This is a genomic window from Citrobacter sp. C348 (genome assembly GCF_047467975.1).
In the GTDB taxonomy this organism is placed as follows: domain Bacteria; phylum Pseudomonadota; class Gammaproteobacteria; order Enterobacterales; family Enterobacteriaceae; genus Citrobacter; species Citrobacter gillenii.
In genome coordinates, this window is record NZ_JASJUJ010000013.1 from 32,553 (window position 1) to 55,173 (window position 22,621).

Below are 22,621 nucleotides of genomic sequence, written 5' to 3' on the forward strand. Positions count from 1 at the left end.
AGAGGCTGGATTAACGTTCTTTCTGGATGGTACGGCTGAGGGTCTGTTCTTCGTGTTCCGGCATCCGGCCACGTTCCTGCGTGTCTGTCTGCCGTGCTATATCCCGCTCATTACGGGCAAGTTCAGTCACCTGACGGGAGACACCGGAAACCTCAGCAACGCGTCCCGCATCGTGCTCCTTATCGGTACGTCGTATTCTTGCGAAATCACTGTCAGAGTTTCCCTCTCCGCCCGCAATCCTTCTGAGTGTATTCTGGTCCGGTTCAGGCTCACCCTGTTGCCCCTGCATATCGTTAAAAGAGGCTCTGACATTCAATTCCTCTTCGGCGGGGAAAACAATCCTGCCAGGTATCTGTTCCGCTGTTTCGCTGCCTGCTTTTGCTGCGCTGATGGCCAGATTTTCTTCTGCGTGACGACGCTCTGCTTCCTGTTCTTTTACCGTACTGATGTCCACCGGGGGGCTCTCTTCATTCCGTAAATTGTCCGTCCCGGGCAGGGCAATTTCGCTGTCTCTCTGGCTGATGATTTGCACTCTGCTTTCTTCGACCTCCCGACGCTCGCCACCACTGATTTTGAGCAACTGAGCCGCCACGGATTCATCCCCGGTCTGCCACACCACACCGTCCTGCGGATGAGTACGGACAGCGTCGAGCGCGGCGGCCAGTTCACCGACCACACGGGTGTGACCCGACCGGCTTCGCTGCAGCAGCGCCCCGCGCCCCCGCTCACTCATCACCATCCGGGTGTCACCCTGCGTCAGTCTCCCCTCCGGGCTGGCAACCAGTGAGACCAGTGCCAGACCGGCACCTTTACCGTTGTTGTCGTAAACAGGCAGGGCCAGTGCGGGCTCCGGGAAGCGTCGCGTCGCCGGGATAATTTTCGCCGTCAGCGACGTCTCCTGCATTCCCTGATGCCGCAGCCAGGCCCGCCCGATGGCGGTCTTACTGACGGGCTGCCCCATTGACCAGATGGCTTTCGCCTGTTTACGCTGCGTCTCCGGGGCCAGCGCATCATGGGCCGTTTTGATATCACGTTCCGGGGCTTTCACCGCCCGGACCCAGTCCGCTTTCCCGTCGGTATAAATCTGCACATGCTCCTTCACACGCGATGCGGAAATATAGAAGGCCCGACGAGTGGCCAGCATCTTACGCCCGGCGTCCGTACCCTCCAGTGAAATAACGTAATCCGTGCTCGCCCCCTGTGCGCCGTAGCCCGTCACCGCCCAGCCATAGTCGATATGCTGCTGAGCACGGACCGCCTTCGGGTTAATGATGATGCGGCCTTTTTCTGACGTCAGGCGGATATCCCCTGATTCGCTGACAGACTCCACGGTATAACGCTGGTTACCGGTCTGTCCCTGCTCGCGGTCCGTGAGCGTAAATTTCAGCAGGTCACCGGCCCGGACTTCCCTCTCCTCGCGCTGAAACAACTGTACATCGCCGGTGATAAGCTCCTTCGGTGAATACAGCCCGATATTGCCCTCTTCATCACGGACGGTGACCGTGCTGCCGTGCCGGTCTACAGCCAGCACATCCTGATAGCGGTCGCCACGTTTCACCACCATTCCCGCCTGCCAGGCCTGCGTCTGGTTGAATTCATGGCGGGTGTGGGTGATTTTCTCCAGCACCGGCACCCTGACCGCCAGCCCCCCCAGCTCGCCCCGCGCGGTCAGCGTGTCATGAATGCCGGCATTCACCGCCCGGCGGTCAGCGTTCAGCTGCGTGATGATAAGGGTCCGCGCCCGCGCATCCACGGTCCGGCCTGTCCAGTCCGCCACAATATCGCCCACCGGCGTGGCCGTTTCCTGAAATGCACTGGCCGGGACCGGCACGCCAGCCTCACGTGCCACACGGTCAGCGGGCTGCGCTTCTATACGATTCAGGGCCGCATCGATACGGTTATCGATAATGTCATGCACCGCCCCCCGCAGGTGAACATCCTTCTGACGCACGATTTGCTTCATGATGGCCACATCCATCGGGCTGCGCTCCTGCATCAGCTTAAACGGTGCCCCGGAATCGACTGACTCAAACTGGTCAATATCCCCCATCGAGACTGCGCGGCCCTCCCCGGCAGCAATGGCCTGAAACAGGGCGGCCGTGTCCTGGTTACCCACCATCGAGGACTCATCGATGAGAAACACCTGGCCCCGGTAGTCAGGTTTTTCACCGCCTGCAGTGGCCTGTTCATACTCCACAATAAAGGATTTAATGGTCTGCGCCCGGACGCCAACGTCGCTCATCTCTTTCACCGCCTGATGTGTCGGGGCAAGTCCCGTCAGCTGCGGTCGTACATCTGACGGCAGCGTATCGAGTGCCGCGACCACCGCCTTCATCTGCGTGGTTTTCCCCACCCCGGCATAACCCTGAATCCCGATAAACTGGTCCGTGGTACCGAGCACCAGGGTGGTGGACTGTTTCTGCCCCTCTGTCAGCCCGTTCAGCACCACATCGGGAACCTGATCCAGTAGCGGAAGCTGGGTGTTTTTACCCTCATCCACCGTGCGCAGAATGGCTTTTTCCATCTCCCACGTTGAGCGGGCAATCAACAGTGGCTCCCCCCGGACCGACACACGCAGCAGTTCCCCGGCCTTTACCATTGCGGCAATTTCATGCTCTGTCTGCTCAATGTCAGGATGGTATTTCCCTGCAGCCTCCGTGAGCGCCAGTTCGCTGAACGCCACGCTGCGCTGGTCATTCACCGCACGCCAGACGGCCAGGCTGGCATCGGTCCGCACGCCGTCGTGCAGGCTTCCGACCGCCTCACTCACATCCTCTTTTCCACTGAGGCTGCGCACCAGTTGCACGGGGGAGACGTTAGTCTTCATTCGCTGCAGGCGGGCTTCAGCCCGGTCCTGCACTTCGGCGGTAAACACCTCCGCGCGATGCCCGCTCTGTGCCAGTGAGTTCATGGTCTGCGATGAAATATCCCGGCTGTTGAGCGCTGCCAGGACCACGCCCCGGTCGTTATCACGCCCCCCCGGGGCGCTGACGTAGGCATGCGTGACATACAGGGGCCGGTCTTTCGGGAGAGTCAGTGTGTCGGTACCGCGCGTGACCTGGATACCCTTCTCACTGATGCCAGTGACCCCGAGGCGGTCTTTTGCCTTAAGCCCATGCTCCCGGTCGCCGGCAACGGCTATCAGCCGCTCCCCACTGGCGACGTTCAGCGTCTCACGGTTAAAGAGACGCCAGTCGGCGGTGACATCGCTGATTTTCATCCGGGTCAGGACGCCGTCACCGTCAATCAGGGACAGTATGCGCGTGTCCTCATGGACACGGTCGATAACAAATGAATGGCGTTCTTTCGCGTCGCTGCGGTTCTCGAGCACCATGCCCGGACGGTACGAGCCCGGCATACGCCGGGTCTTACTGTCGAGCCACACCGGGGAACGGGTCTCAATGCTGATGCCGTTGCGCTCCAGCTGCCCGGCATTCTGCAGCGCATCCCGTATCAGGCCGGTGAGGTGGGCCTGTTCACGTTTACCAACCACCACGGCGGTGACGTTTTCATCCCCGCCGCTCAGGTCCGCGAATCGGGTGGCCAGCGCCTCATAGCGGTCACGTTTGTTGGCAATACTCACCACGTCAGCCTCCAGCCCCGGTGCCGGTTCGGTGCGGCGGGAGCGCGTCACGCCGGCAGACTCCAGCACCGACATGGCGTTGCCATTCGCCTGACGACCGGCGCTGTCGAGAAAGACCAGCTGCGCATCCTGCGCCCGGGCCTCGCCCAGCAGAACCAGCGTTTCCTTCAGCCCCAGACGTTCAGCCCCTTCAATAATCAGCGTGCTCTGCGGTTTCAGCTGGAATTCACCGCTCAGCACATGCTGCCGGCTGATGATCCGCTCCCGGAGGTCATCGGATTTGGCCAGCGAAATGGCGCGTTCGGCAGAACTGGCCAGCACCCGGACGTCGCGACCGCTGGCCATGGAGATACCGGTCAGCTGTGTGGTCAGATCCCGGATACCAGCCACGCCGGACGGGGCATTCATCAGGACCAGCGGGTCAGTCTCCACGACCGCCAGCGCCGGCGGCGCATACTGCTGTGGTCGGGTAAAGCTGACCACCTGCGTGGATTTCAGGTGGTCCTGGCTCAGCGCCTGAATGGAGAGTTCGTCCAGCAGGTGGATGCGGGAAGTGAACACGCCTTTCTCGCTGTCCAGCGGCACAAGCATACCGTCCTTCAGGGACGCGTCGATGGCCTGGCGAATGACATTCATGTCCGGCAACTGTTCACTCAGTTCGGCGGTCGTCAGCATCAGCTCCCCGAAGGTGAAGCGGGTCCGGCTGTCGCTCAGCTGCGAGATGGCCATTTTCACGGCGTCCTTCACTTCCGGCGCCAGTTCCGGCACCTGTCTGGACGGCATGGCTTTTGACCGCTGAACGGACGGGACGTCCGGTGCCGCCTGTACCGGGCTACTGTGAGTCTGCTGCGCATCAGGCTGCCGGGACGGGGAGCCTGCAGATCCCTGGCTGTGTTCAGCAGGAACACCGGTTTTCTCTTCCCCTTTGGCAGAATGTTCAGGTAGTTCAGGTGCCCCGCTTCCCGGTACCTCCGGCGCTGACGGCTCCGGCTCCCGGCGTCCGTCCCGCATCGTATCCTCGCGCGGTACCACGCTTTCCTGATAGGCCTTTAAATCGTAGCCTTTATCCTTCATCTGACCGAGCCACCGCTCCATCAGGCGCAGGCGGGACGGATCAACCTTCGCCCGTCGGGTGTCTTTTGCCGCCACATCGCGGCTGCGCAATGTGGCTTCTGCGCCGATAGCCCCCTGAATCTCCCGGCCGCGCGATGAAAACTCTTCCCGGACCGCTTCCGGCACGCCCTTTATCTCCCACATGCCATGCTTGCCCACTTCCTCCACCTCATGGCCCAGCGCCTCCACGCGCTCACGCAGTGCGCTGCGGTAGATTTTTCCGAGCGTGACCTGCATTTTCATCACCGTTTCGATAAAACCGGCATTGTGGATGTAGTCGGTGGCCAGCGCTTTCCACTTCCCGTCCTGCTCTGTCATATTGGCCACCAGAAGGTGGGTGTGCAGCTGGGGATCAAGGTTTCGCGAGGTGTCGTGGGTGAAGGCCGCGGCCACCATTTTACCGGTGTGCACGATGGAGGTGACGCCGTCTTTCGTATCCCGGGCCGAAATCAGTTTCTCCACATACCCTGCCGCAATACGGACAGCATGGTTATGGGCTTCCAGCATTGCCTTATCCCCTCCGATGAGTGCCAGGATGGAGACACTTTTGGGGGCCGAGAAGGTCAGGTCATGACCGGGACGATGAACATGGTTGCCATTAATCTCTTTACCGAGACGTGACCCGTCCGGCAGACGGCCTTCCAGCACTGCCGTCAGGTCAGCGCCCCAGACCTGTCCGTCCAGACCCAGCGCATCCGCGCCTTCGCCCATCCAGAGGCTCTGCAGGTTGCCGAGAAAATAATAGTTATCGGAATTGCTGTAATAGCCGGCAGCATCCGCTGCCGACGCAATGGGGGCCACTGACATCATAGTTCAGGCTCTCTGTCGTAGTAATGGTGATCGTTCTCGTCGTACCCCGGGTCGTCTGCATCGCGATGACGGAGAATGTTTTCTTCGTCCCGGGCCAGCAGGCGGTTCGTCCGGTGTTCCTCATCCGGCCTGTCCGGTGACACCGGTTTTCCGGCCGTCGTCACGGTCAGTTCCCCGTCTGGCCGGACGGTCACCTGCATATCCAGGTTCATGGACTCACCGCCTGCCCCCCCGTCTTCCTGCGGACCTGCACCTGTAACAGCAGGGCGCTGGCGGGCCCTGTGCAACATACTCAGGCCGGATGTGGTTGGCGGTTCGGGCTCAGGATGGCGATGGCGGAGTGCACGCAGTGCTGCCGGTAATGCAACATGCTGTCCGTCAGGTGCCGGAACAGAGGGTTCCGGTGAAACCGTTGCCACAGTGGTGGATGCAGGTAAAGTGCCCGGGGCTGGTACGGGAATATCTGCATGATCCTTTTCTGCTGAGTAAGAGGGCTTCACTGCACTTTTGCTAACAACTGGCGGGGTGATGACCGATGACGTCTGGCGATCTGACTCCGGAGCCCGGACAGGTTCAGGCAGTATGGTCTTTTTCACCTCCACGACCCCGGGCTGCGGAGCCGTCCCCGCTGTGGCAGTGGCAGCTGCTGTGCCAGAGCCTGCGCCTTCCAGCACTTCGTCCCCGGTCGGGAAGGTCAGCCCTGCAGCAGAGGCTGCACGCTCATTTTCCTGAATCACCTTCTCGAGTTCCGGACTCAGCACATCGCGGATATTCCGCGCCATCAGGCCGGGGTGATGCTTCTTCACCTTCCGGTATTTCAGCTTCAGGCGGACAACCGGGTATTCACCGGGCAAACGAACATAAAAGCTCAGGTTCGGCAGACGCATGACCTGGTCATAATCGACAATCGGATCGTTAACCTCATCCTTGCCCAGCGACACCCCGTCACGAACCTGGTCCAGACCGTAACTGTTTTGTTCGCGGATTTTTCGTTTACGCTGATGCCCCAGCTCATCCTCAACCACTTTGGCCATCTCCGCACTCGGGGAACGCCCATACATGCGGGTGTTCATCAGGTCAAAGATACTTCTGGCCAGTTCCCGACCATAAACATGGATCATCTGCGCCGTGTTCTGCATGCCCAGCACAAAACAGCCCCCGAATTTACGGGCTTCTGCAATCGTTTCGGCCAGCTCGGGGATACGCTGCAGGCTGGGAATTTCGTCACAGATAAACCACACCCGCCGGTCACTGTTCTCCCCCATACTCTGCAGATACAGGGTGGACAGCGATAACCAGAGGGAGATCAGGGGACGGACGCTTTTGCGGTGCCGGGCCTGCGTGGAAATAAACAGCCAGCTGTTGTCATAGCGCTCCTGGGTCATCCATTCCCGGATGGTAAACGGAGGCTTCGTCCCGTCATCCAGTCCCTGCAGGTAACGCAGTGCTTTGGCGTAGTTGGTCACCACGGAGCGGATCGAGATGGCCGTTTTCTCAATTTTTTCCTCGACCAGGTTGGCCGACGGCGTGTTGGCCAGATAATCACGCAGACTTTTCATACTGAGTGACAGCAACGTTTTAAGGAACTTCTCAATGCTGCGGTCCGGATCGGCAGACATTCGTATGGCGAGATCAGCAAAGATGGTACGCGAACTGGACACCCAGAAGGGGTCAGACTCCCCTTCCACGGGGATCAGACTCGCTGACAGGTTGTCATAATCCACCGCATCCACACATTCCCCCCACATATGCCAGTTGGCACAACGTTCATCGTGGGCATTGAGAATAAAATCGGTGTCGGGGTTATAGTGTGTCTCGGTAAACGTGCAGCCTGAGTCATAGATAATGGCGCGGTCACCGCGTTTCCGGATGAAGTCCAGCAGCCAGCGGATCAGTGTCGACTTGCCCACACCAATGGTGCCGTGGATCAGGAAGTTCATCACTTCAGCCATCCTGACCATATGCAGTTCGCCCACGCGCAAGTCGGACAGCTCGCCGTTTTTACGCAGCAGCCGGTTCACCTCGGCTGGTTTTTCTGTCAGCTGCATACCCGAAATGTACTGGTCTTCGCTCTCCCTGCGCCCGATGCCGGCAATGTACCAGGCGATGGCCACGAACACACTCAGGCTGAACGTACCACTGGCCAGCACTGCCCACTGCAGTTCACTGAACACCTGATCGCCCATTGCTTTCATATACGCATCGGCGTAAATCTGCGGCAGCGTCATTTTCAGAACCATGTGCGTCTGTGTGGGGGCATACCAGTAATGGACGTCATAGATTTTCGGCGTGCCCGTTGCCGGCATGAGGTCGATAAAACTGCTGTTAATGCTGGCAAACCACCACAATGAACCGTTATCAAAGGTCTCCTGGGGTATACGCCAGAAGAAGATGGCCGAGGCCAGTACCGCAAAAAGGATAAAGATCCAGAATCCTATCCAGTTGTTAACCTGAAAGAACATGCGCCACCGGTAGGCAGTCATCTGCCCACCCTGCGTGAGATTTTTACCTGCGAAGCTCATAGATTTTTGTCCGGCAGTCATCGCATCACCGGTGAAGTGATGACGTAGTGTGTGGTAAAAGGGGGGAAACAGGCTGTCGCCGTCACAGCGACAGAGGATCTGAAGGGAAATATCCGGGTTATTCGGGCGGGCTCAGCTCATACTCCGCCTGCAGGCATCCGGCCCGCCAGTCTTTTTCATTGACCAGCATGGCCAGAAACCGGACCGATGCGGCCACATCAACATAACCCGCAGTATGTCGTTCACAGGCTTCCATGCCCCGGAAAGTGAACACATAGCCAGCCCAGTAGGCTACGGTCGCCATGCGGTGATATTCGGGGAGTGAGCCAAAGACGCTCAGAAAAGCCTTTGCTCTGACCAGCTCGCTTTCTAACTGGATGAGTGACCAGAGTTCTTCTGAACAGCCCTCATTCACACAGGGTTTCATTGTGTTATTCCTCATCTGTCAGGCAGATAACCGGGTTCTCAGAGATTTAAGGGCACCGGAAGTAAGACACCGCAGCGCATATAAGACTGCGTCACCGCCTTTAAGAAGAAATCCGCAGAACCAGGTGCAGAACAAACCACCAGTAAGGCAGAGCAGGAAAGTCGTCAGTGGGAGAAGTACATCCCATTGAGGAAACCCACTGTATTTCAACGCATTCAGATATGAGAAGAACATTGAGTGTGACAACTGATACTTAATAATGTCAGGGCCGTACATTTCCATGAGCAGGATTGTCGAGACAATTGTGATTAAGACGTAAGACAGAACGGACAAGGCAGTCCGGGAGTTGTATGAGTTCATGATGATTGACCTTTGGTTGTTAATAATTCAGCGCTCGCCGCAAACATGACTGCACCTGTGCAGTCATGTGAGGAAGCGAAGTATCACAGGGATAACCACGGGCACTTACGCTCAGGAGCATAAATGCGCTATATTTATGCGCATACAAGATGCGCAAAGGATTTAACAATGAATACGACTATGCGGTCGCGCAAAAGAAGCACCAACATTTCGCTGGATGCCGCCCTGGTGGACGAAGCGAAGATGCTTAACATCAATCTTTCCGCTGCCCTTAACTCTGCGCTTGAACACGTGGTCCGTGCTGAACGTCAGGCCAGATGGCGACAGGAGAATAAATCAGCTATTGATGCCATGAATCAGTTCACCGCTGAACATAGTATTCCCCGCAGCAGTACAGGACTGAGAGTGTTTAAATGAATCAGGGAACAGTATTCAGAAGGCCGGATAATCCGGAATACCCGTATTTCGTCATCGCTCAGTCCGATCAACTTATCGATCTCAACACCCGGGTCATTATTCCTTTTGTCCGGTGGCGTCAGTCATTACCCGGGATGAGCAAAATCAATCCCGTTGTTAACATCGATGATGAGCGATACATTCTGATGACACAGCTGATTCAGACGGTTTATCTTCATGAGCTGGATGAGGAGGATATTCACAGTAACCGCCCTGAGATGAGAGACCTCATCGTCAGCGCGGTAGATTTCCTGACAACGGGAAGTTGAAAGGGGTTACATAATGCCGGCAATGGATTTGGCCAGCTGCGCTTCCAGAACGGGTTTTGCCTCTTCAAAGATGATTCAGCTTATCTAGACTACATATGTGAATGGGTGAAATATTACCGTCCTGAGATGAGGGATTTCATCGTCAGGGCGGTAGATTCTGGTGGAGGATCTAACTCGTTGTTGTTACAACAGCTTTACCGACCAACATTGAAGCCTTTCACCTGCATGCAGCTACGCCAGGTTGAACCAGGCGTGCCATTATCAAGAGCGGTGGATTCAACGTAAGGAAATCCTTTAATAAGGTGAGTTTCCTGAGAAGAATCACCTACCCGAACAATAGTCGCTTCATCTTTAATAAGAGACGTTAATTTCGTTGTGCCTGTTTTATTTTTTGATGCAGTTAGCACCTGATCAGAGCATTGTCGTGCTGCGGTCATTTCCGGCTCTTCCTGCGATGATTTAGATGATGAACACCCTGCGAGTAAAGCTACAACTAATGACAAACCTACAATTCCAGCTTTTTTCATTTTAAGTCCTTCTCTTAAATATAAGGGCGGAATTTTACCGTCCACGGTCCTTACATAATGCCGGCGATTGATTTGGCCAGCTGCGCTTCCAGAGCGGGTTTTGCTTCTTCAAATTTGAGGTTAACTTTGTTGGCGTTGGATACCACGCGGGTCTGATATTTTGCCCTGTTTCCCTCTTCTGTGCTCGTCTGCAACTTAATACCGGAGGTTCCCTGCTTCAGAGCAGCAATATTATCCGTCGTAACTTTGGCTTTGCTGCGTTCGGAGATTTGCAGATCAGTCACCATTGTATAGTTAACATCTTCCACCATCGCATCTGCGGCCATACCAATCAGGCCAGTGGCCAGCCCGACACCCAGGGTCGCACCTGCTGAGCTGGAATTGTAGGCAGTGATGCCAGCCCCCAGAGCAGCGCCCATTGCCGCCCCTTCATAACCGGTTTTCAGGAATCCCTGTGCTTCACGCAGGTCCATCTTTTCAGCTTTCAGTACGTTTGCCTGAATCCAGAAATAAGCACCATCAGGTGAACTAGTGACACGATAACCTTTTGCTGCCAGTTCGTTGGTTATTTGAGACTGAAGGCCGGACATGTCTTTGTCAGAGGTATTGCGGACCTGGAGGTAAACTGTTTTTTCAGATGAAGGCTCCAGCCAGATGGTTTCGCTCATCTGCGTTTTAACCTCGAGATTACGCTTTTTCACCGCGGTGGACATGGCGCCACAACCAGACAGTGCCAGGGTGGAGGCAATTAAAGTTACAACGGCATATTGTTTTAATTTCATGTATTTTCCTTTGCATAAAAAAATGTCCTGCTAACGGCGGAGCGCTAACAGGACTGTTATCGGCAGATTAGATGAATATTTTAGGTTTTAAATAATTGGAGTCCGTAACTAAACGTGGGAAAGGTAGTCAATCACTCCCATTTCACTTAGTAACCACGATTAGGGTCATACGTATTTGAAGGTTCATTGAAGTTTGTTCCCCAACTGTTCCCGTGTATATCCAAACCTGAGATACCTCCAGCCATTGGCATACCCGAGGCAGGGTTTACAACTAACCCATGATCGAAAGCATCATTCGAGGAACTATTTAGAGGAATGCTAAAACCATTATTTTGAAAGCTCGTTTCACCACCTGAAAAGTTAACTATTTTCATGTCTTCCGTGAGTATGTATTGGGTGTCATTATCAGCAAGTGGTTGAACCATTCCACCTCTGCTGACATATAACCTGCCAGTCTCTTCATCCCTTAGAATGATATTATTCTTATATCTGCTGGTTGGACGAAGGACTACACCCGCATAGCCGAAAGCTATGAGCGAATGAACGACAATCCCAGCTATTAGTACACTTTCTGCATCGCTTCCCACGAAACAAACTAAGGATGTAAGTAACAGAGTAAGCAGGATGTTACTAAGCAGGGTGATTTTTAAGCCACTACCTTTATTACCGCTTAGTAACTTCCAAAAGCATATCAAATATATCGAGCTGGGAATTATTGATAAGACCATACTTTTGGCCATGAACTGCACATCATAAAGCAGTTGCTCGCTTAATGAATAAGTCGCATAAATGCAGATTGGTATGAAACAACAGTAAGCACTTATTTTTTTGTTCACCCTACACTCCTGTTCTTTTCCTTAATTCAACTACTTTTTTCTGTAACTCATCAGGTTGGAGATCATTAAACGGGTTTAATTTACTTGATTGGTCGATTTCAGCCTCAGTACGACCAAGTTTAAATCTACTTTGACCAATTAAGCTCTCTCCCTTCAGAATATCACTGGATGCCTGAACAGTAGATTGTTTTTTGTCAATTTCGCCAGCAGATTTATTCATATTTCGTTCAATTTCAGATCGTTGTCCCGCAACCTGCCGCTGTAAATCATTTTGCGCTCCAAAACCCTGCCCGGACTGACCGTGTAATCTCATCTCATTCTCTCTGTAAACGTTCTGCATATCATTTCCGGTAACATTCTCCCCTCTGATAACAGTGCCCCCCCGCGAAGGAATGTCACCTGACGAGCCATTTTCACTGGCATGACCCTGAGCCTGATACGGGGCTTCTGTTACATCTGACCCCAAACCAGAATACGGGGCTGAAGTACCAGAAAAGCCGCGATTATTGCCCTCTTCCCGGTCATAATGTTGTTCAGGTTGCCCGGTATAATTCCGGGGTGAAATTCGCGAGCCAGACTGTTCATACTCCTGACTGCTCTGAATTTCTGACGGATACACCCGATCGCGCTGCACATCATAGCCGCCCCCCGGGCTTTCATGACCCTGTCCTGCGGTCTGCGTGTTAGCCGGAGAGTACTGTCCGCCTGCAGTCACCTGGCCTCCGGAATCACCGTTACTCATCGATGGCGTGTGAACGATATGGGCTCCACTGAAGGCAGGATGCTCTGCCCCGCTTTGAAGGTCAGACCGCCCCTGATGGTAATCCCCCATAATTTCAGGTTTGAGACGTTCATTAACGAACTCCATCGCTGCTTCGCGCGCACTTGGGGCACTTGTCAGAATGCCCTGAGCCTTATCACCGTACTTATTCGCAGCCCAGTCCACAAACTCCTGGGTGTAGTTAGTATCGAGACTGGCACTCTGGTTTTGCGCCAGCGTCGCCATCCGGCTGAATTCGTTGCTGTTGGTGGAGCTGGTTGTGTACTGATGATACTGGCTTTGCGCATCATTCAGCGTGGCAGCAAACTGCTGAACATTACTGGTCGCCGCATTCTGCGCATGGCTTGAACCGTCCGTCACACGGCTACTGGTAACCATGTCCATCCCCTGCCTGAAATCGTTAACAGTCTGGCTGTTCTGGTCATGCCGCGTATCTTGTGAATGAGAGTCTGAGTTCTGAATCCCTCTAGAACTGCCAGTTGAATGTCTTATGTCGCCTGAAACACTTCCTTCAGCACCTAATTTAACGACACCTAAATTAACGCCGCCCCCTGCAGTACCTTTAATACCTGCAGATACAGAACCCTGATTACTTATATCCATCAGCTTGTTATAGGCTTCCTGGGTGGAAATGTTATTTGCTTTCGCGTAGCTTTCCGCTGCCGACATCATCATGCTGGCACCACGCGTGGCGTTAGCCACCTGGCTGTTCTCACTGCCCTGCGTCAGACTGTCGCTGGTACCGGTCTGGTTTGACACCTGCGAAAGCTGTGACCAGCCACTGGTGACACTGTGGTTATAGCCATCCAGCGCGGTCTGCGCCTGAACCTGCGACTGCCGCGCGGACTCCTGGAACCCGCTGCTGGCCAGCTGGCTGAGCCGCATATTCACCGGCAGGTTTGACATCGCCCCTGAACCATCTATCACCGTGTGACCACCGGCAGTCATCGTCTGCGAGGAACCATTATCAGCCTGCCAGGTCTGCTGGCCCTGACGTTGCACCAGGTTGGTATCCATCTTGTTCTGGTTAACATTGTCCATCGACATGTTGTTAAACGACCAGTTCCCGTCTGCCGTGGTTGATGACACGCCGGCTGCCGTGAACGCCGCCGAGCTGAGCATTCCGCCCGCCACCTGGGAACCTATGACTGCGGCCCCCCGGGTCAGGTAATACGACAGTACCGGTATTGAGAGCGACAGATAACCGGCCAGATTCGCCACATCCGAATGCTGGAGTGCCACAATATCCCGGTTGGCCAGGACCAGAAGTGTCCCGCCGGTCTTTGACTGCAGCCAGTAGTTCGAGGCGTAGTTGAGGATCGCAAACATGATGGGCCACATCTGGAAATAGATGAACCCACCCACATAGATCTTCAGTGTGGTCAGGCCGAAGAGACTGTGGCTGGTTGCTGCCAGCGCTATCATCAGCGGGAACAGACACACCAGGATCAGCATCAACAGTGACTGCGCAAACGGCAGCGTCCTTGTGGCCAGTTCCGTCCCGGATGCCCAACTGAGACGCTGTTTGGTCGCCGCGTTTTCTGTTGCAAGATTCAGCAGGTTGGCTGTATCCGAGGACCGTGCCGCAAATCCTTTTATCCCCTGGCGCACTGCCGTGTTGGTGATGTTGTTCTTCATGATTTGCGCCGCACTCATCCCCCCGGCATAGAAGTAACCATAACTGTCTCCCATGGCATTCGCGAGCAGGGTCGCCCCGTTGACCTTGTTGCCAAATATCTTCTGTGTCAGCCAGGTGAAGGTGGCGCTCCCCAGGTTCGCTTCAATATTGGCCAGGGTTTTGATTTCCGTTGCCGCCTGCTGGCAGGTCAGAAACTGCCGTGAAGAGGACGTCATTTTAAAAATACCGCGTAACGGACTCGGGTTGCTGGTGATGAGCGTCAGAGGGTCAGTGGAATTCAGCAATTCGTTGATCGAATATTTGCCGTTAAGCAGAATGTCTCCTATCACACAGTTTTCCACATAATCCGGCAGCATCTGTGCCAGTTCAGGATTCTGCGTGGTGAAATCACTGGTTTCGGCCACAATCTGCGAGCCAAACAGCATCCCCGTCCGGCTGTAAGTCACCGAGTCAGGTCTGGCCATCAGGGAGTCGTACAGCGAACTCATCCTGTAGCCGATACTGGTCGACAGCGAGGCAATCCCGGCAAGCCCGACCGGCACATTATCGGTTTTCCAGACCGCGCCCGGGTCAGAGATATCGATAACCTGCACAGAGCGTTTGGGTACCAGCAGCACCGTGCTGATAATCATAAATACAGCCAGCCAGTGCACAAACACCATCGGGTTGTGCTGTTTGATAAACAGGACAAGGGCGGCCAGCACCCCAAAGGTGCTGGCCATACGCAGAAGTGTACTGAAGGTACTGGAGCCAATGAGGGTGACAATCGCATCCAGCGCTGTTTTCCACATTCCCCCGCCGTATATGGTGTAAATCTCAAGCATCAGTGCACCCCCCAATGGTAATTGCTCTGGTATGAGCCCGAAACGATGGTGGAGACCTGCTGTTGCAGGTACTGCATATTGCGATCAATACCATCCAGCGCATTCTGATCTGCGGCTGACTGCAGTTTCATATCAGCCAGTAGCCCCTGGGCATGAATGACATTGTCACGCAGCTTCGCAGCAGCTTCTTCCGGAAAGTTCTTTCCGGCCAGTGACATGCTGGCCTGTTTAACCAGCTCCTGGAGATACTGAATCATCAGGTCCTGCGCGATGAAATCGGACACCTGCAACAGATAGGTGGCACTCATTCCCATGCTTTGCGCATTGGTCAGGTATTTCAGTACCGGAACCGACGTGGTATTCACAAACCCTTTTTCCTGGTCGGTCAGCGGCCGGTCATCAACCAGCTTGTTCTGCATGGACAGCATCAGGTTCTTGACCAGTGTGACAAGGGCATGTGACTCGGAGATACTGAGATTAGCAACCACCGGCCCCAGGCACAGTGAGGCTTCATCGCATCCATACACCTTTGCCGTCCCGCCGCGCATCAACACCTTGATAAGGTCACGGTTATCTACCAGCGGGGTCAGGATAGTGACGTCGCCGTCCTTGTTAAAAATGATGGAGCCGACCGTACTCATAACCAACTCCTTCAGCGCCCTGTCACCACCCAGTAACCCATTTTTACTGAGTGAATCCCAAATGAGATTTTTGTTTTTCAGTACCTGGTCTTTCTCAGCATCACTGGCTTTGCTGGTTACATTGTCGCCCTGTTTCCCGACAGTACACCCCTGACGCGACGCAGCCCAGTCAGCAAATAAGTGGTTTTCTCCGGCGATGTCCTGACAGATTTTTTGCTGGGATACCTGCGTCACCGGCCACAGCCCGCCGATGATGCCCTGTGCCGCCTGACACGAACTCATGTTCATCGAGTTCACATCGCTGGCCAGTTTCTGCAGGAAGTCTTTGGCCTGCTTCAGCTCGGGCACCATTGTCTGCAGTGCCAGGTCAAAGGCATATCCGAGGGCGTTACTCATAATCTGTTTGGCAAAGCGCTGGATTTCCTCGCCGCTGATCATACTGAAGGCCCCCAGATAGGAATCAATGCCGCCACAGCCGGCGTTCAGGGACGGGAGCTGCATCGAGATAAGCTGGACATTTTTCACCGGGTTACGCAGGTAGACTGACCCACCTGAAAAGTAACCGGCCGCCTGTCCCTGCCAGGCCTGCGCCTGGGAGACGTTACCGCTGTAACCCAGACTGCCGAAAAATCCGTTCAGGTCGCCATTGACGTCGGCCTGTGCCGGGGACACGGACAGACCGGTGAAAAAAATGCCGGCGGCGACCGCCAGTGGCTTAATCATTAGCATTCTCCTTTGGTCCGGGCTTCTGTAGCTTCAGCTCCGTTGTTAAAAACGTCTCCGCCAGCCTGCCGACAAGGAAGCCAGAGCATGTTGCGGACACAGGCAACGTCACGCTGGATAAAAGCCAGACGCGCCCGGTACGCGATAACGCATACGAATGTGAGGTCATTTTGTAGTCCGGTTGGTTTACTGAGGGGTAACCTGGCTGCTTGCCGGCATGGGGGGCAGCATTTTCGGGTCAACATTGTCCAGGTCAGCCTGAATGAGACTGGCCATACGGCTTTCAAGGGCGGGAATATCCATCACCCCCTGGGTCAGCGGGTAGGCTTTGAGCGTATTGACGTTCACCATGAACGCCGTTGGTGTGGCAATCGGCAAACCGTTGCCAAAGAAAGTGATAATTTCATCGGCTATCGGAGACGCCGGATCGGTCTTACGTGGGATCAGCGGTGTGGGAAACGATGTATCACCGCCTCCATCGAGCGTATACGGATAGATTTTTATCTGATGCTGATCGGCCCAGCCTTTAACCAGTGGGTCAAATTTTGCGCTGTACTGGCAGTGAGCCTGCATAAACAACACCACCGCATAGTCCTTCATATTTGCCTGACGACCATCGGGTAACGCCATCAGGCTTTGTGGTGATACGGCGGATTGCGGTCTGGCAGATACCCCGGCCGGAACGTTCGTTTTTGCGGCATCCAGCGCGGCCAGCTCATCACGGACACCTGCGCCGGCCAGCAGAGGAAACATAAGAAGCAGACTAACAGCGAATTTACCGGCCATGCGTCACCTCCCGGGCTCGTCTGGCGAGCCATTTCAGCCGGCATTCGTGCACGGCGGTGATGGCCAGCAAAACAGCCGCCACTGCCCACATCAGATACCCGGCCCACAGCAGCAGGCCCTGGGTGAACGTCACGGACACCGAAATTAACTCACTGAGGCACTTCGCCACCATGCCCCACCAGAAAAGAGGAACCAGCCTTACAACACATGATTTCATGATTTCATTTTCCTGAAAACGTTATGGGGAATGGAAACACCAGGGAACCCGTTGAAGAGCAGCCAGATGACCAGCCCCAGCAGGGCGGACGTCAGATACAGGGAACGAATGGCGCTGTCCGTCTCTTTCTGCCAGCCCATTGCATCCACATGGACAGTCGCCCGGGTGCAGATGACCGGAGGGGGGGGATTTATCTGTCTCACCGTTTCTGCCCCGTTTTCCCCGGGAGGCAGCGGCACAACCTGACACGCGGGCAGATTCACTTTTCCTTCCGGGGCATCCGCAACAAGCGTTCTCGCCTCTGAAAGAAAACGACCGGCAATCGACTCGTTGAAGGACAGCATGATGAACAGGACAAACAGCATCAGGGAGGGGGCCGTCACCAGGGAAAAGAAAACGGCACGGCGCAGTGCCCGGGAGGCACGCGCAAAGGCAAATTTATTCACAGGAGTATCCTTAAGACTGGGGTTTAAAACCGGTGGACACATTCAGGAATCGCTTGGAAAGTTCATCCTGTGTCATGAAGCCGTAAGACAGCGCGCGGAAGGTCTTACCTTTCGGGTCAACCAGAAACAGTGCCGGGAAATGCGTGATACTCATGGTGCGGGACTGTCCCGAATCAGGCCGGCTTTGTGGCAACGATGCGGCAACCTGGCCGTCCACCGAAACGGGGATCAGCGATATGCCGTTGGTTTTGGCAAAGTCAGCCACCACGCCGGCCATCTGGATATCAATCGGGTCACTGCCGCGATAGAAGTAGAAAAGGCCGTAACGCTGCGCTATCTGTTCCACTGCATTCTGCCGGGCCTGCTGGTCACGGGTCTGCACGAACGGGGCCATGCTGTTGTAGTGTGGATATTCCAGGTTGTAATCCAGGTCCGGGTGGCTGAGTTGCGCCGCCGCAAATGACTGACTGAACATCGACCCCCTGTCCGTCCAGAATTTCTGCCAGCGCAGGAACGTCGCAGTATTCTCCCGAGTGGGGTAAAGGATGGCGCGGTTCAGCGCCTCCATCGTGTACCCCCGGAGGACCTTAGCCTGCTCCTGCGCCGACAGTTTACTGAGGTCGGGAACCGCCTGCGGGGGCGGTGGTGATGTCTTTTTTGGTTTCTCAGGCGGCGTTTTCGGCTCGTTGTACCAGAACCAGCCGGTAAACGGGTCAGCCGGCGTCACAATGTCCTCAGCCGTGGCGGACAGACTGACGACCAGTAACGCCAGCGCATAAAAACACGGCTTCATTTCTGGCCTCCCTGACTTTTCTGCTGATTGACCTGCGCGGCAATGCGGTCCTTGATGAGTTTGACCTGCGTCCCGGTATCCGGGATTTTCTGGTTGTTCATCAGGTCCTCATAGAAGTCTGAGAAATTGATCAAGTCGAAATTGATACCCTGCAGCTCACTGACAGAGATCCCCCGGCAGTCCGGATTTTTACCACTGCCAAAGCCTACGTGTAGCTGGTCACGACGCCCCTGTTCCTGGATAATCCGCGCCAGTTTTCCCTGGAACACGCAGTACACCTTACTTTTCTGAAGGCAGACGCCCAGCACCGAACGGTCACAGCGTTCTCCCACACTGACGGTGATTTTTTTCGCTTTCGCCTTCGCCAGTGCCATCTCATCACTGTTGCAGGCCGCCAGTCCCGAATCCTGCCCCCAGCCTGAATCCTTGCAGCAGTTTGAGAAGCCTGCGACCGCTTTCCGGCAGCTCGTGGCCTGACCGGTGAACGCGCGGACATCCATACCATTCTGGGTGTTTTTCACGTCATCCGCCGCTGATGCCAGCCCGGCCAGTTTTGACACCGCCGTATCAAACCCGCTGTCCCCGGCCCCGCCGGTATCACTGCAGTCCCCCGTTTTGCAGAAGTACTCCCCCCCGCAAATCACGCCACCAGACGTGAACGTCCGCTGACATTCATAGTTCACTTTTTCGTGTTCACAGTAAGCGCCGTTCTGCGTCAGGCACTGTGTGCCGGTCACCGTGCAGGCCGGGTTCTTCATCAGAGGCTCGCAGGTGCCCTTTGATCCTGACTGAACCAGATACTGGTCTGTGTATTCCCAGCAGTCGCTCCAGACCTGCTGGACGACACCATCAATCGTGACCGGGCGGTACCCGCCTGCAACGGAGCAGACGCTGGAAACCGGGACTGTCGCTCCCCTGCCGGACATATTGCCGCACGAATCAGTCCACACTACTTTGGCCACACTGCTGTTTTTTTTGACCCTCAGAACCAGCCTGATGCTCATCGGTACGTGCGTTTTAAATGACTGCGTGCCCGAGCCGTCCCTGAGCTTATGGGGGTGGGACGACGTAAAGGGCACACCGGCGGTCAGCGTCGCCGGTACGGGGCTGAAGCTGACATTCTGAAAGTTACCTTTATTGTGCCAGGGAATTTCAGCCCCCAGAATGGAAACATCCATAAAAAACCGGGGCTTATTACCATGCTGGTTTTGCCATGAATAGGTGGCCTGAATAATTTCGCCCCCAACCTGCGGAACGATGGTGACGATATTGCGTCCGTTTATTTCCTGCATGGGCAGCTGGCTCAGCTCGTATTCCAGCGTCTGAGTTTCCCAGGATGTGTCCCCCTCAATCACAATTTTTGCCGTCCGGTTACAGCTCTGTTCCACCCACACATCCCGCTCACAGGTGTACTTGTCGAACACGGATTTCGAGACCGTGGTTTCCTGACACTGCTGCGGGTTTCCTGTCCCGTTGATCATATTGCCCGCATTCGACTCCGCACTTTTGCCTGCCGTAATAAAAGGGGCTTCAGGATCAATCGCCGGTAGCGGGTTTTTGATCCCGGAGTCGATAATCGCCTGGCCGGCCTGGCTGTCCTGCAGGGCGTTTTGCCCTTTTTCTGCCAGCCCGCCGTCACCGCCTTTCACGCCGCCGTAATAACCACTTTCCGGCGGGTTTGAGGTATAACCAGGAATATCGCCCGTGACCGCGTCCGGATTTTTCAGGCTACTGGTCCCCTGTCCCTTATTCCCTTTTCCAAATTCCGCTCCGGCATTAAAGGCATCACTGGTTGCATCTGCCAGCACCAGTGAGGGCAACAGGATTAGCGCCCCGACAAGACGAGATTTCATTCTCCCTCCTTCAACAGTTGTCTGGCTGTTGCTGCACAGTCCCCGTTTTCAGCCACTCTTTCCAGAGCCTGTTTCAGCGGAAGGCTGCCGCGAATCACATCAAAATGGCCAGGGCAGGTCACCACCAGAGCCGGTATGGTCGTAATGTGGAATTCGGAATACAGCGTCGGGTCAATCTGAACACCAATGTTTTTATCCTCTTTGGACAGTTCAAACATCGCGCTGGCGGTCTGTCGCAGGTCGTTATTTACCAGTCCACGGAGCGTGGCGGGAATACCGTAACGGTTTGCGTCCCGGAGCATCGGTAACAGACCTTCCCGGGGCAGCCCCAGGCTGACAAAGTAGATGGCAGGGAACATTTTTTTTTCGCCCCCCGGGCGTTCTCCCTGCTGTCGGGCCACATCCCCCTGCATCCGGTTTATCAGCGCCTGTTGTTCCGGCGGCAGAGACAGGGTCTGGCCCTGAAGATTCTGTTTAAACGCGTCCATCGCCTGCTGTTGCTGTTTCATCCACGTCATATCCCGGGGGGACACACCTGCCTGCTCACTGGCTGAAACCAGCGACGTACAGGCCATCAGGGCACTGGCAAGCAGTACCCGGTACAGAGTCTTGTTCATGGGAGGAACCTCATGTATAGACGCAGTTGCGTTTGCGCCAGAGCAGATAACCGAAATTTTTCTTTGAATGGGGCGCGTTGTGCGGTGTCCCCCAGGTCTGGGTACTCGCACCAAAAGCGTGGCAGCTGTTGGTTTCGGGATACATGTTCACCATCTGGTAACGCCAGCGTTCTTTCGGCACGATGGGTGAGGGATACTGATAACACACGGCATAATCAGCCCCCACCGTATTCATCACCAGACCTTCCCGGTGCAGCTTGAAGGCCATTCTCTCACTGACCAGCAGTGAGGATTCCAGCGGCGAAAACTCCCCGCTGGTATACCCCGTAAAGGGATACATGCTTCCCTGGCTGCCGGCACACCAGAACAGGGGAGATAACGGTACGCCAGCGGTACTGGCCACCGCATCGGCCGCACAGGCCGCCTGCGCAATCAGGTTGCCAAACAGTGCGGCCTCCGGGTTAATCATCATGGACAGCGTACTGTCATTCCAGAGCGGGTCGACTTCAGACATGTAGGCAATATCCATGTCGCCCCCCTGAAAACAACCGGTGCTGGTCATGATGCTCAGCCACGAAATCAGCGGGTATTTATACCAGTGAACATGGTAGAACGCGCCGGCAGCGGGTCGATCGCTCTGACCGGCGGTGCCGGTTCCCGTCCGCCCGAGGTCTATCTTAAATCCCCCCATGTTGACCATCACCCCGGGCTCGCGGGTCACATCCGTCATGGCTGTGGGCTCCCAGTAGCCAATTGCCAGCCCTATCCGGTACAGCACACCGTATGAACACATCTGAATAGGAATGGAGGGGTTGCTGGTATCCGGCTGCGGTCCGGACGCCAGTTTGATACTCCCGACCGACATCGGGAACAGGCACTTCCAGCAGACATCCGAGATGGGGTTTACCCACCGCCCCTCCCCGGCATTACTGCTGGCTGCAGATACCTGCCCCGGCGTCCATACCGTCAGCGCCAGAATCAGCGCGGCAAACCAGACACCGCGTTTCATGGTGCCTCCCGCAGCCAGACACAGACGGGTCCGTCTTCCGTGTCGTGAATGGAGCCGGTAAACCAGCCCTCGCCGGCAGGCATGGAGGGCTGCCACTCACTGATGTCGCAGGCGCCATGCTCCCAGGCGTCAGTGACATGGGGAGGGGCGTCGTTCTCCAGCCAGCAAAGTGCGCAGACCAGATTGTTCCGGCGCAGCCAGTTATTGAAATCAGCCCGGGAGGCTTCATCGCCAGCAGGCTTAAAATAGCGAGGGTGAGTCCAGAAGCCGTTACGGTCACGGGTCACCGCCACCGGTCCGACCGCTGTTGAATGGGTCATGGGGTATCTCCGGATATGCCCGGGCCACCGGGATGATGGCGGGCGTGGGGAAAAATCAGTGGTTCCGGGCGTTGCTGGCCGCTTTCATGATGATGGCCAGCCGTTGTTCCCGGGTCATTTCATACAGGGCAAGAATGCCGCCGCGCATTACGGCAGAAGGTTTGTAGAGCGGATTTTCATTGAGGATCTCATCCAGCTGTCTGGCTGAACCTTCATCGTGGCGTAATGACGAGATGGCAACATTCCGGCCCTTTTCACCTTCAGGGTCTTTTTTCATGGCATTACCT

The 22,621-nt window shown here is 55.5% G+C and carries 19 protein-coding genes; 2 read left to right on the top strand and 17 right to left on the bottom strand.

Going from position 1 to position 22,621, the window contains the following annotated elements; all coding sequences use genetic code 11:
• Nucleotides 1–10 precede the first annotated feature (10 nt).
• The 3 genes from traI to QNN86_RS20585 form a co-directional block, all read right to left on the bottom strand.
• Nucleotides 11–5,506, bottom strand: a complete 5,496-nt coding sequence (traI, locus tag QNN86_RS20575; protein WP_414212294.1) for a conjugative transfer relaxase/helicase TraI — start codon at nucleotides 5,504–5,506, stop codon at nucleotides 11–13.
• A complete protein-coding gene (traD, locus tag QNN86_RS20580) occupies nucleotides 5,503–8,028 on the bottom strand; it encodes a type IV conjugative transfer system coupling protein TraD (protein ID WP_286480286.1) in 2,526 nt (841 codons plus the stop codon). The genes traI and traD overlap by 4 nt, the downstream gene beginning before the upstream one ends.
• 118 nt (nucleotides 8,029–8,146) lie before the next feature.
• Nucleotides 8,147–8,455, bottom strand: a complete 309-nt coding sequence (locus tag QNN86_RS20585) for a hypothetical protein (protein WP_286480260.1) — start codon at nucleotides 8,453–8,455, stop codon at nucleotides 8,147–8,149.
• A gap of 528 nt (nucleotides 8,456–8,983) precedes the next feature.
• Here QNN86_RS20585 and QNN86_RS20590 point away from each other — a divergent pair.
• Nucleotides 8,984–9,232, top strand: a complete 249-nt coding sequence (locus QNN86_RS20590; protein ID WP_191219935.1) for a type II toxin-antitoxin system CcdA family antitoxin — start codon at nucleotides 8,984–8,986, stop codon at nucleotides 9,230–9,232.
• Nucleotides 9,229–9,540 (top strand): CcdB family protein, encoded by a 312-nt coding sequence (locus tag QNN86_RS20595; RefSeq protein ID WP_286480262.1) that lies wholly within the window; start codon nucleotides 9,229–9,231, stop codon nucleotides 9,538–9,540. Before QNN86_RS20590 ends, QNN86_RS20595 begins: the two co-directional genes overlap by 4 nt.
• A 194-nt stretch (nucleotides 9,541–9,734) precedes the next feature.
• On the opposite strand, the gene QNN86_RS20600 is transcribed toward QNN86_RS20595, so the two are convergent.
• The 14 genes from QNN86_RS20600 to QNN86_RS20665 form a co-directional block, all read right to left on the bottom strand.
• Complete coding sequence (locus QNN86_RS20600) at nucleotides 9,735–10,067, bottom strand: hypothetical protein (protein WP_286480263.1); 333 nt, start codon at nucleotides 10,065–10,067, stop codon at nucleotides 9,735–9,737.
• Between the two features lie 50 nt (nucleotides 10,068–10,117).
• Nucleotides 10,118–10,849 (bottom strand): conjugal transfer complement resistance protein TraT, encoded by a 732-nt coding sequence (gene traT / locus QNN86_RS20605; protein WP_191219937.1) that lies wholly within the window; start codon nucleotides 10,847–10,849, stop codon nucleotides 10,118–10,120.
• A 146-nt stretch (nucleotides 10,850–10,995) separates the two neighbouring features.
• The gene (locus QNN86_RS20610) at nucleotides 10,996–11,685 is read right to left on the bottom strand and encodes a hypothetical protein (RefSeq protein ID WP_286480264.1); all 690 of its coding nucleotides are present in this window, start codon (nucleotides 11,683–11,685) and stop codon (nucleotides 10,996–10,998) included.
• Nucleotide 11,686: 1 nt separating this feature from the next.
• Nucleotides 11,687–14,929 carry a conjugal transfer mating-pair stabilization protein TraG gene (gene traG / locus QNN86_RS20615; RefSeq protein ID WP_414212295.1) on the bottom strand — a complete coding sequence of 1,081 codons (3,243 nt, stop codon included), beginning with the start codon at nucleotides 14,927–14,929 and terminating at the stop codon, nucleotides 11,687–11,689.
• Nucleotides 14,929–16,293 carry a conjugal transfer pilus assembly protein TraH gene (gene traH, locus QNN86_RS20620; protein WP_286480266.1) on the bottom strand — a complete coding sequence of 455 codons (1,365 nt, stop codon included), beginning with the start codon at nucleotides 16,291–16,293 and terminating at the stop codon, nucleotides 14,929–14,931. Before traH ends, traG begins: the two co-directional genes overlap by 1 nt.
• 186 nt (nucleotides 16,294–16,479) lie before the next feature.
• Entirely contained in the window at nucleotides 16,480–17,079 is a 600-nt protein-coding gene (gene trbB, locus QNN86_RS20625; protein ID WP_286480267.1) for an F-type conjugal transfer protein TrbB, read from the bottom strand.
• Entirely contained in the window at nucleotides 17,069–17,296 is a 228-nt protein-coding gene (locus tag QNN86_RS20630) for a hypothetical protein (protein WP_008324899.1), read from the bottom strand. Before QNN86_RS20630 ends, trbB begins: the two co-directional genes overlap by 11 nt.
• The gene (locus QNN86_RS20635) at nucleotides 17,293–17,742 is read right to left on the bottom strand and encodes a hypothetical protein (RefSeq protein ID WP_286480268.1); all 450 of its coding nucleotides are present in this window, start codon (nucleotides 17,740–17,742) and stop codon (nucleotides 17,293–17,295) included. The genes QNN86_RS20630 and QNN86_RS20635 overlap by 4 nt, the downstream gene beginning before the upstream one ends.
• Nucleotides 17,743–17,752: 10 nt before the next feature.
• The gene (gene traF, locus QNN86_RS20640) at nucleotides 17,753–18,535 is read right to left on the bottom strand and encodes a type-F conjugative transfer system pilin assembly protein TraF (RefSeq protein WP_286480269.1); all 783 of its coding nucleotides are present in this window, start codon (nucleotides 18,533–18,535) and stop codon (nucleotides 17,753–17,755) included.
• Nucleotides 18,532–20,388 (bottom strand): type-F conjugative transfer system mating-pair stabilization protein TraN, encoded by a 1,857-nt coding sequence (gene traN, locus QNN86_RS20645; protein WP_286480271.1) that lies wholly within the window; start codon nucleotides 20,386–20,388, stop codon nucleotides 18,532–18,534. Before traN ends, traF begins: the two co-directional genes overlap by 4 nt.
• Nucleotides 20,385–21,005, bottom strand: coding sequence for a type-F conjugative transfer system pilin assembly protein TrbC (gene trbC, locus QNN86_RS20650; protein WP_286480272.1), 621 nt, complete (start codon nucleotides 21,003–21,005; stop codon nucleotides 20,385–20,387). Before trbC ends, traN begins: the two co-directional genes overlap by 4 nt.
• A 10-nt stretch (nucleotides 21,006–21,015) precedes the next feature.
• Nucleotides 21,016–22,014 carry a conjugal transfer pilus assembly protein TraU gene (traU, locus tag QNN86_RS20655; protein WP_008325100.1) on the bottom strand — a complete coding sequence of 333 codons (999 nt, stop codon included), beginning with the start codon at nucleotides 22,012–22,014 and terminating at the stop codon, nucleotides 21,016–21,018.
• A complete protein-coding gene (locus tag QNN86_RS20660) occupies nucleotides 22,011–22,334 on the bottom strand; it encodes a hypothetical protein (protein ID WP_008325099.1) in 324 nt (107 codons plus the stop codon). The genes traU and QNN86_RS20660 overlap by 4 nt, the downstream gene beginning before the upstream one ends.
• A gap of 55 nt (nucleotides 22,335–22,389) precedes the next feature.
• Entirely contained in the window at nucleotides 22,390–22,611 is a 222-nt protein-coding gene (locus tag QNN86_RS20665) for a hypothetical protein (protein WP_104652355.1), read from the bottom strand.
• Nucleotides 22,612–22,621: the final 10 nt, after the last annotated feature.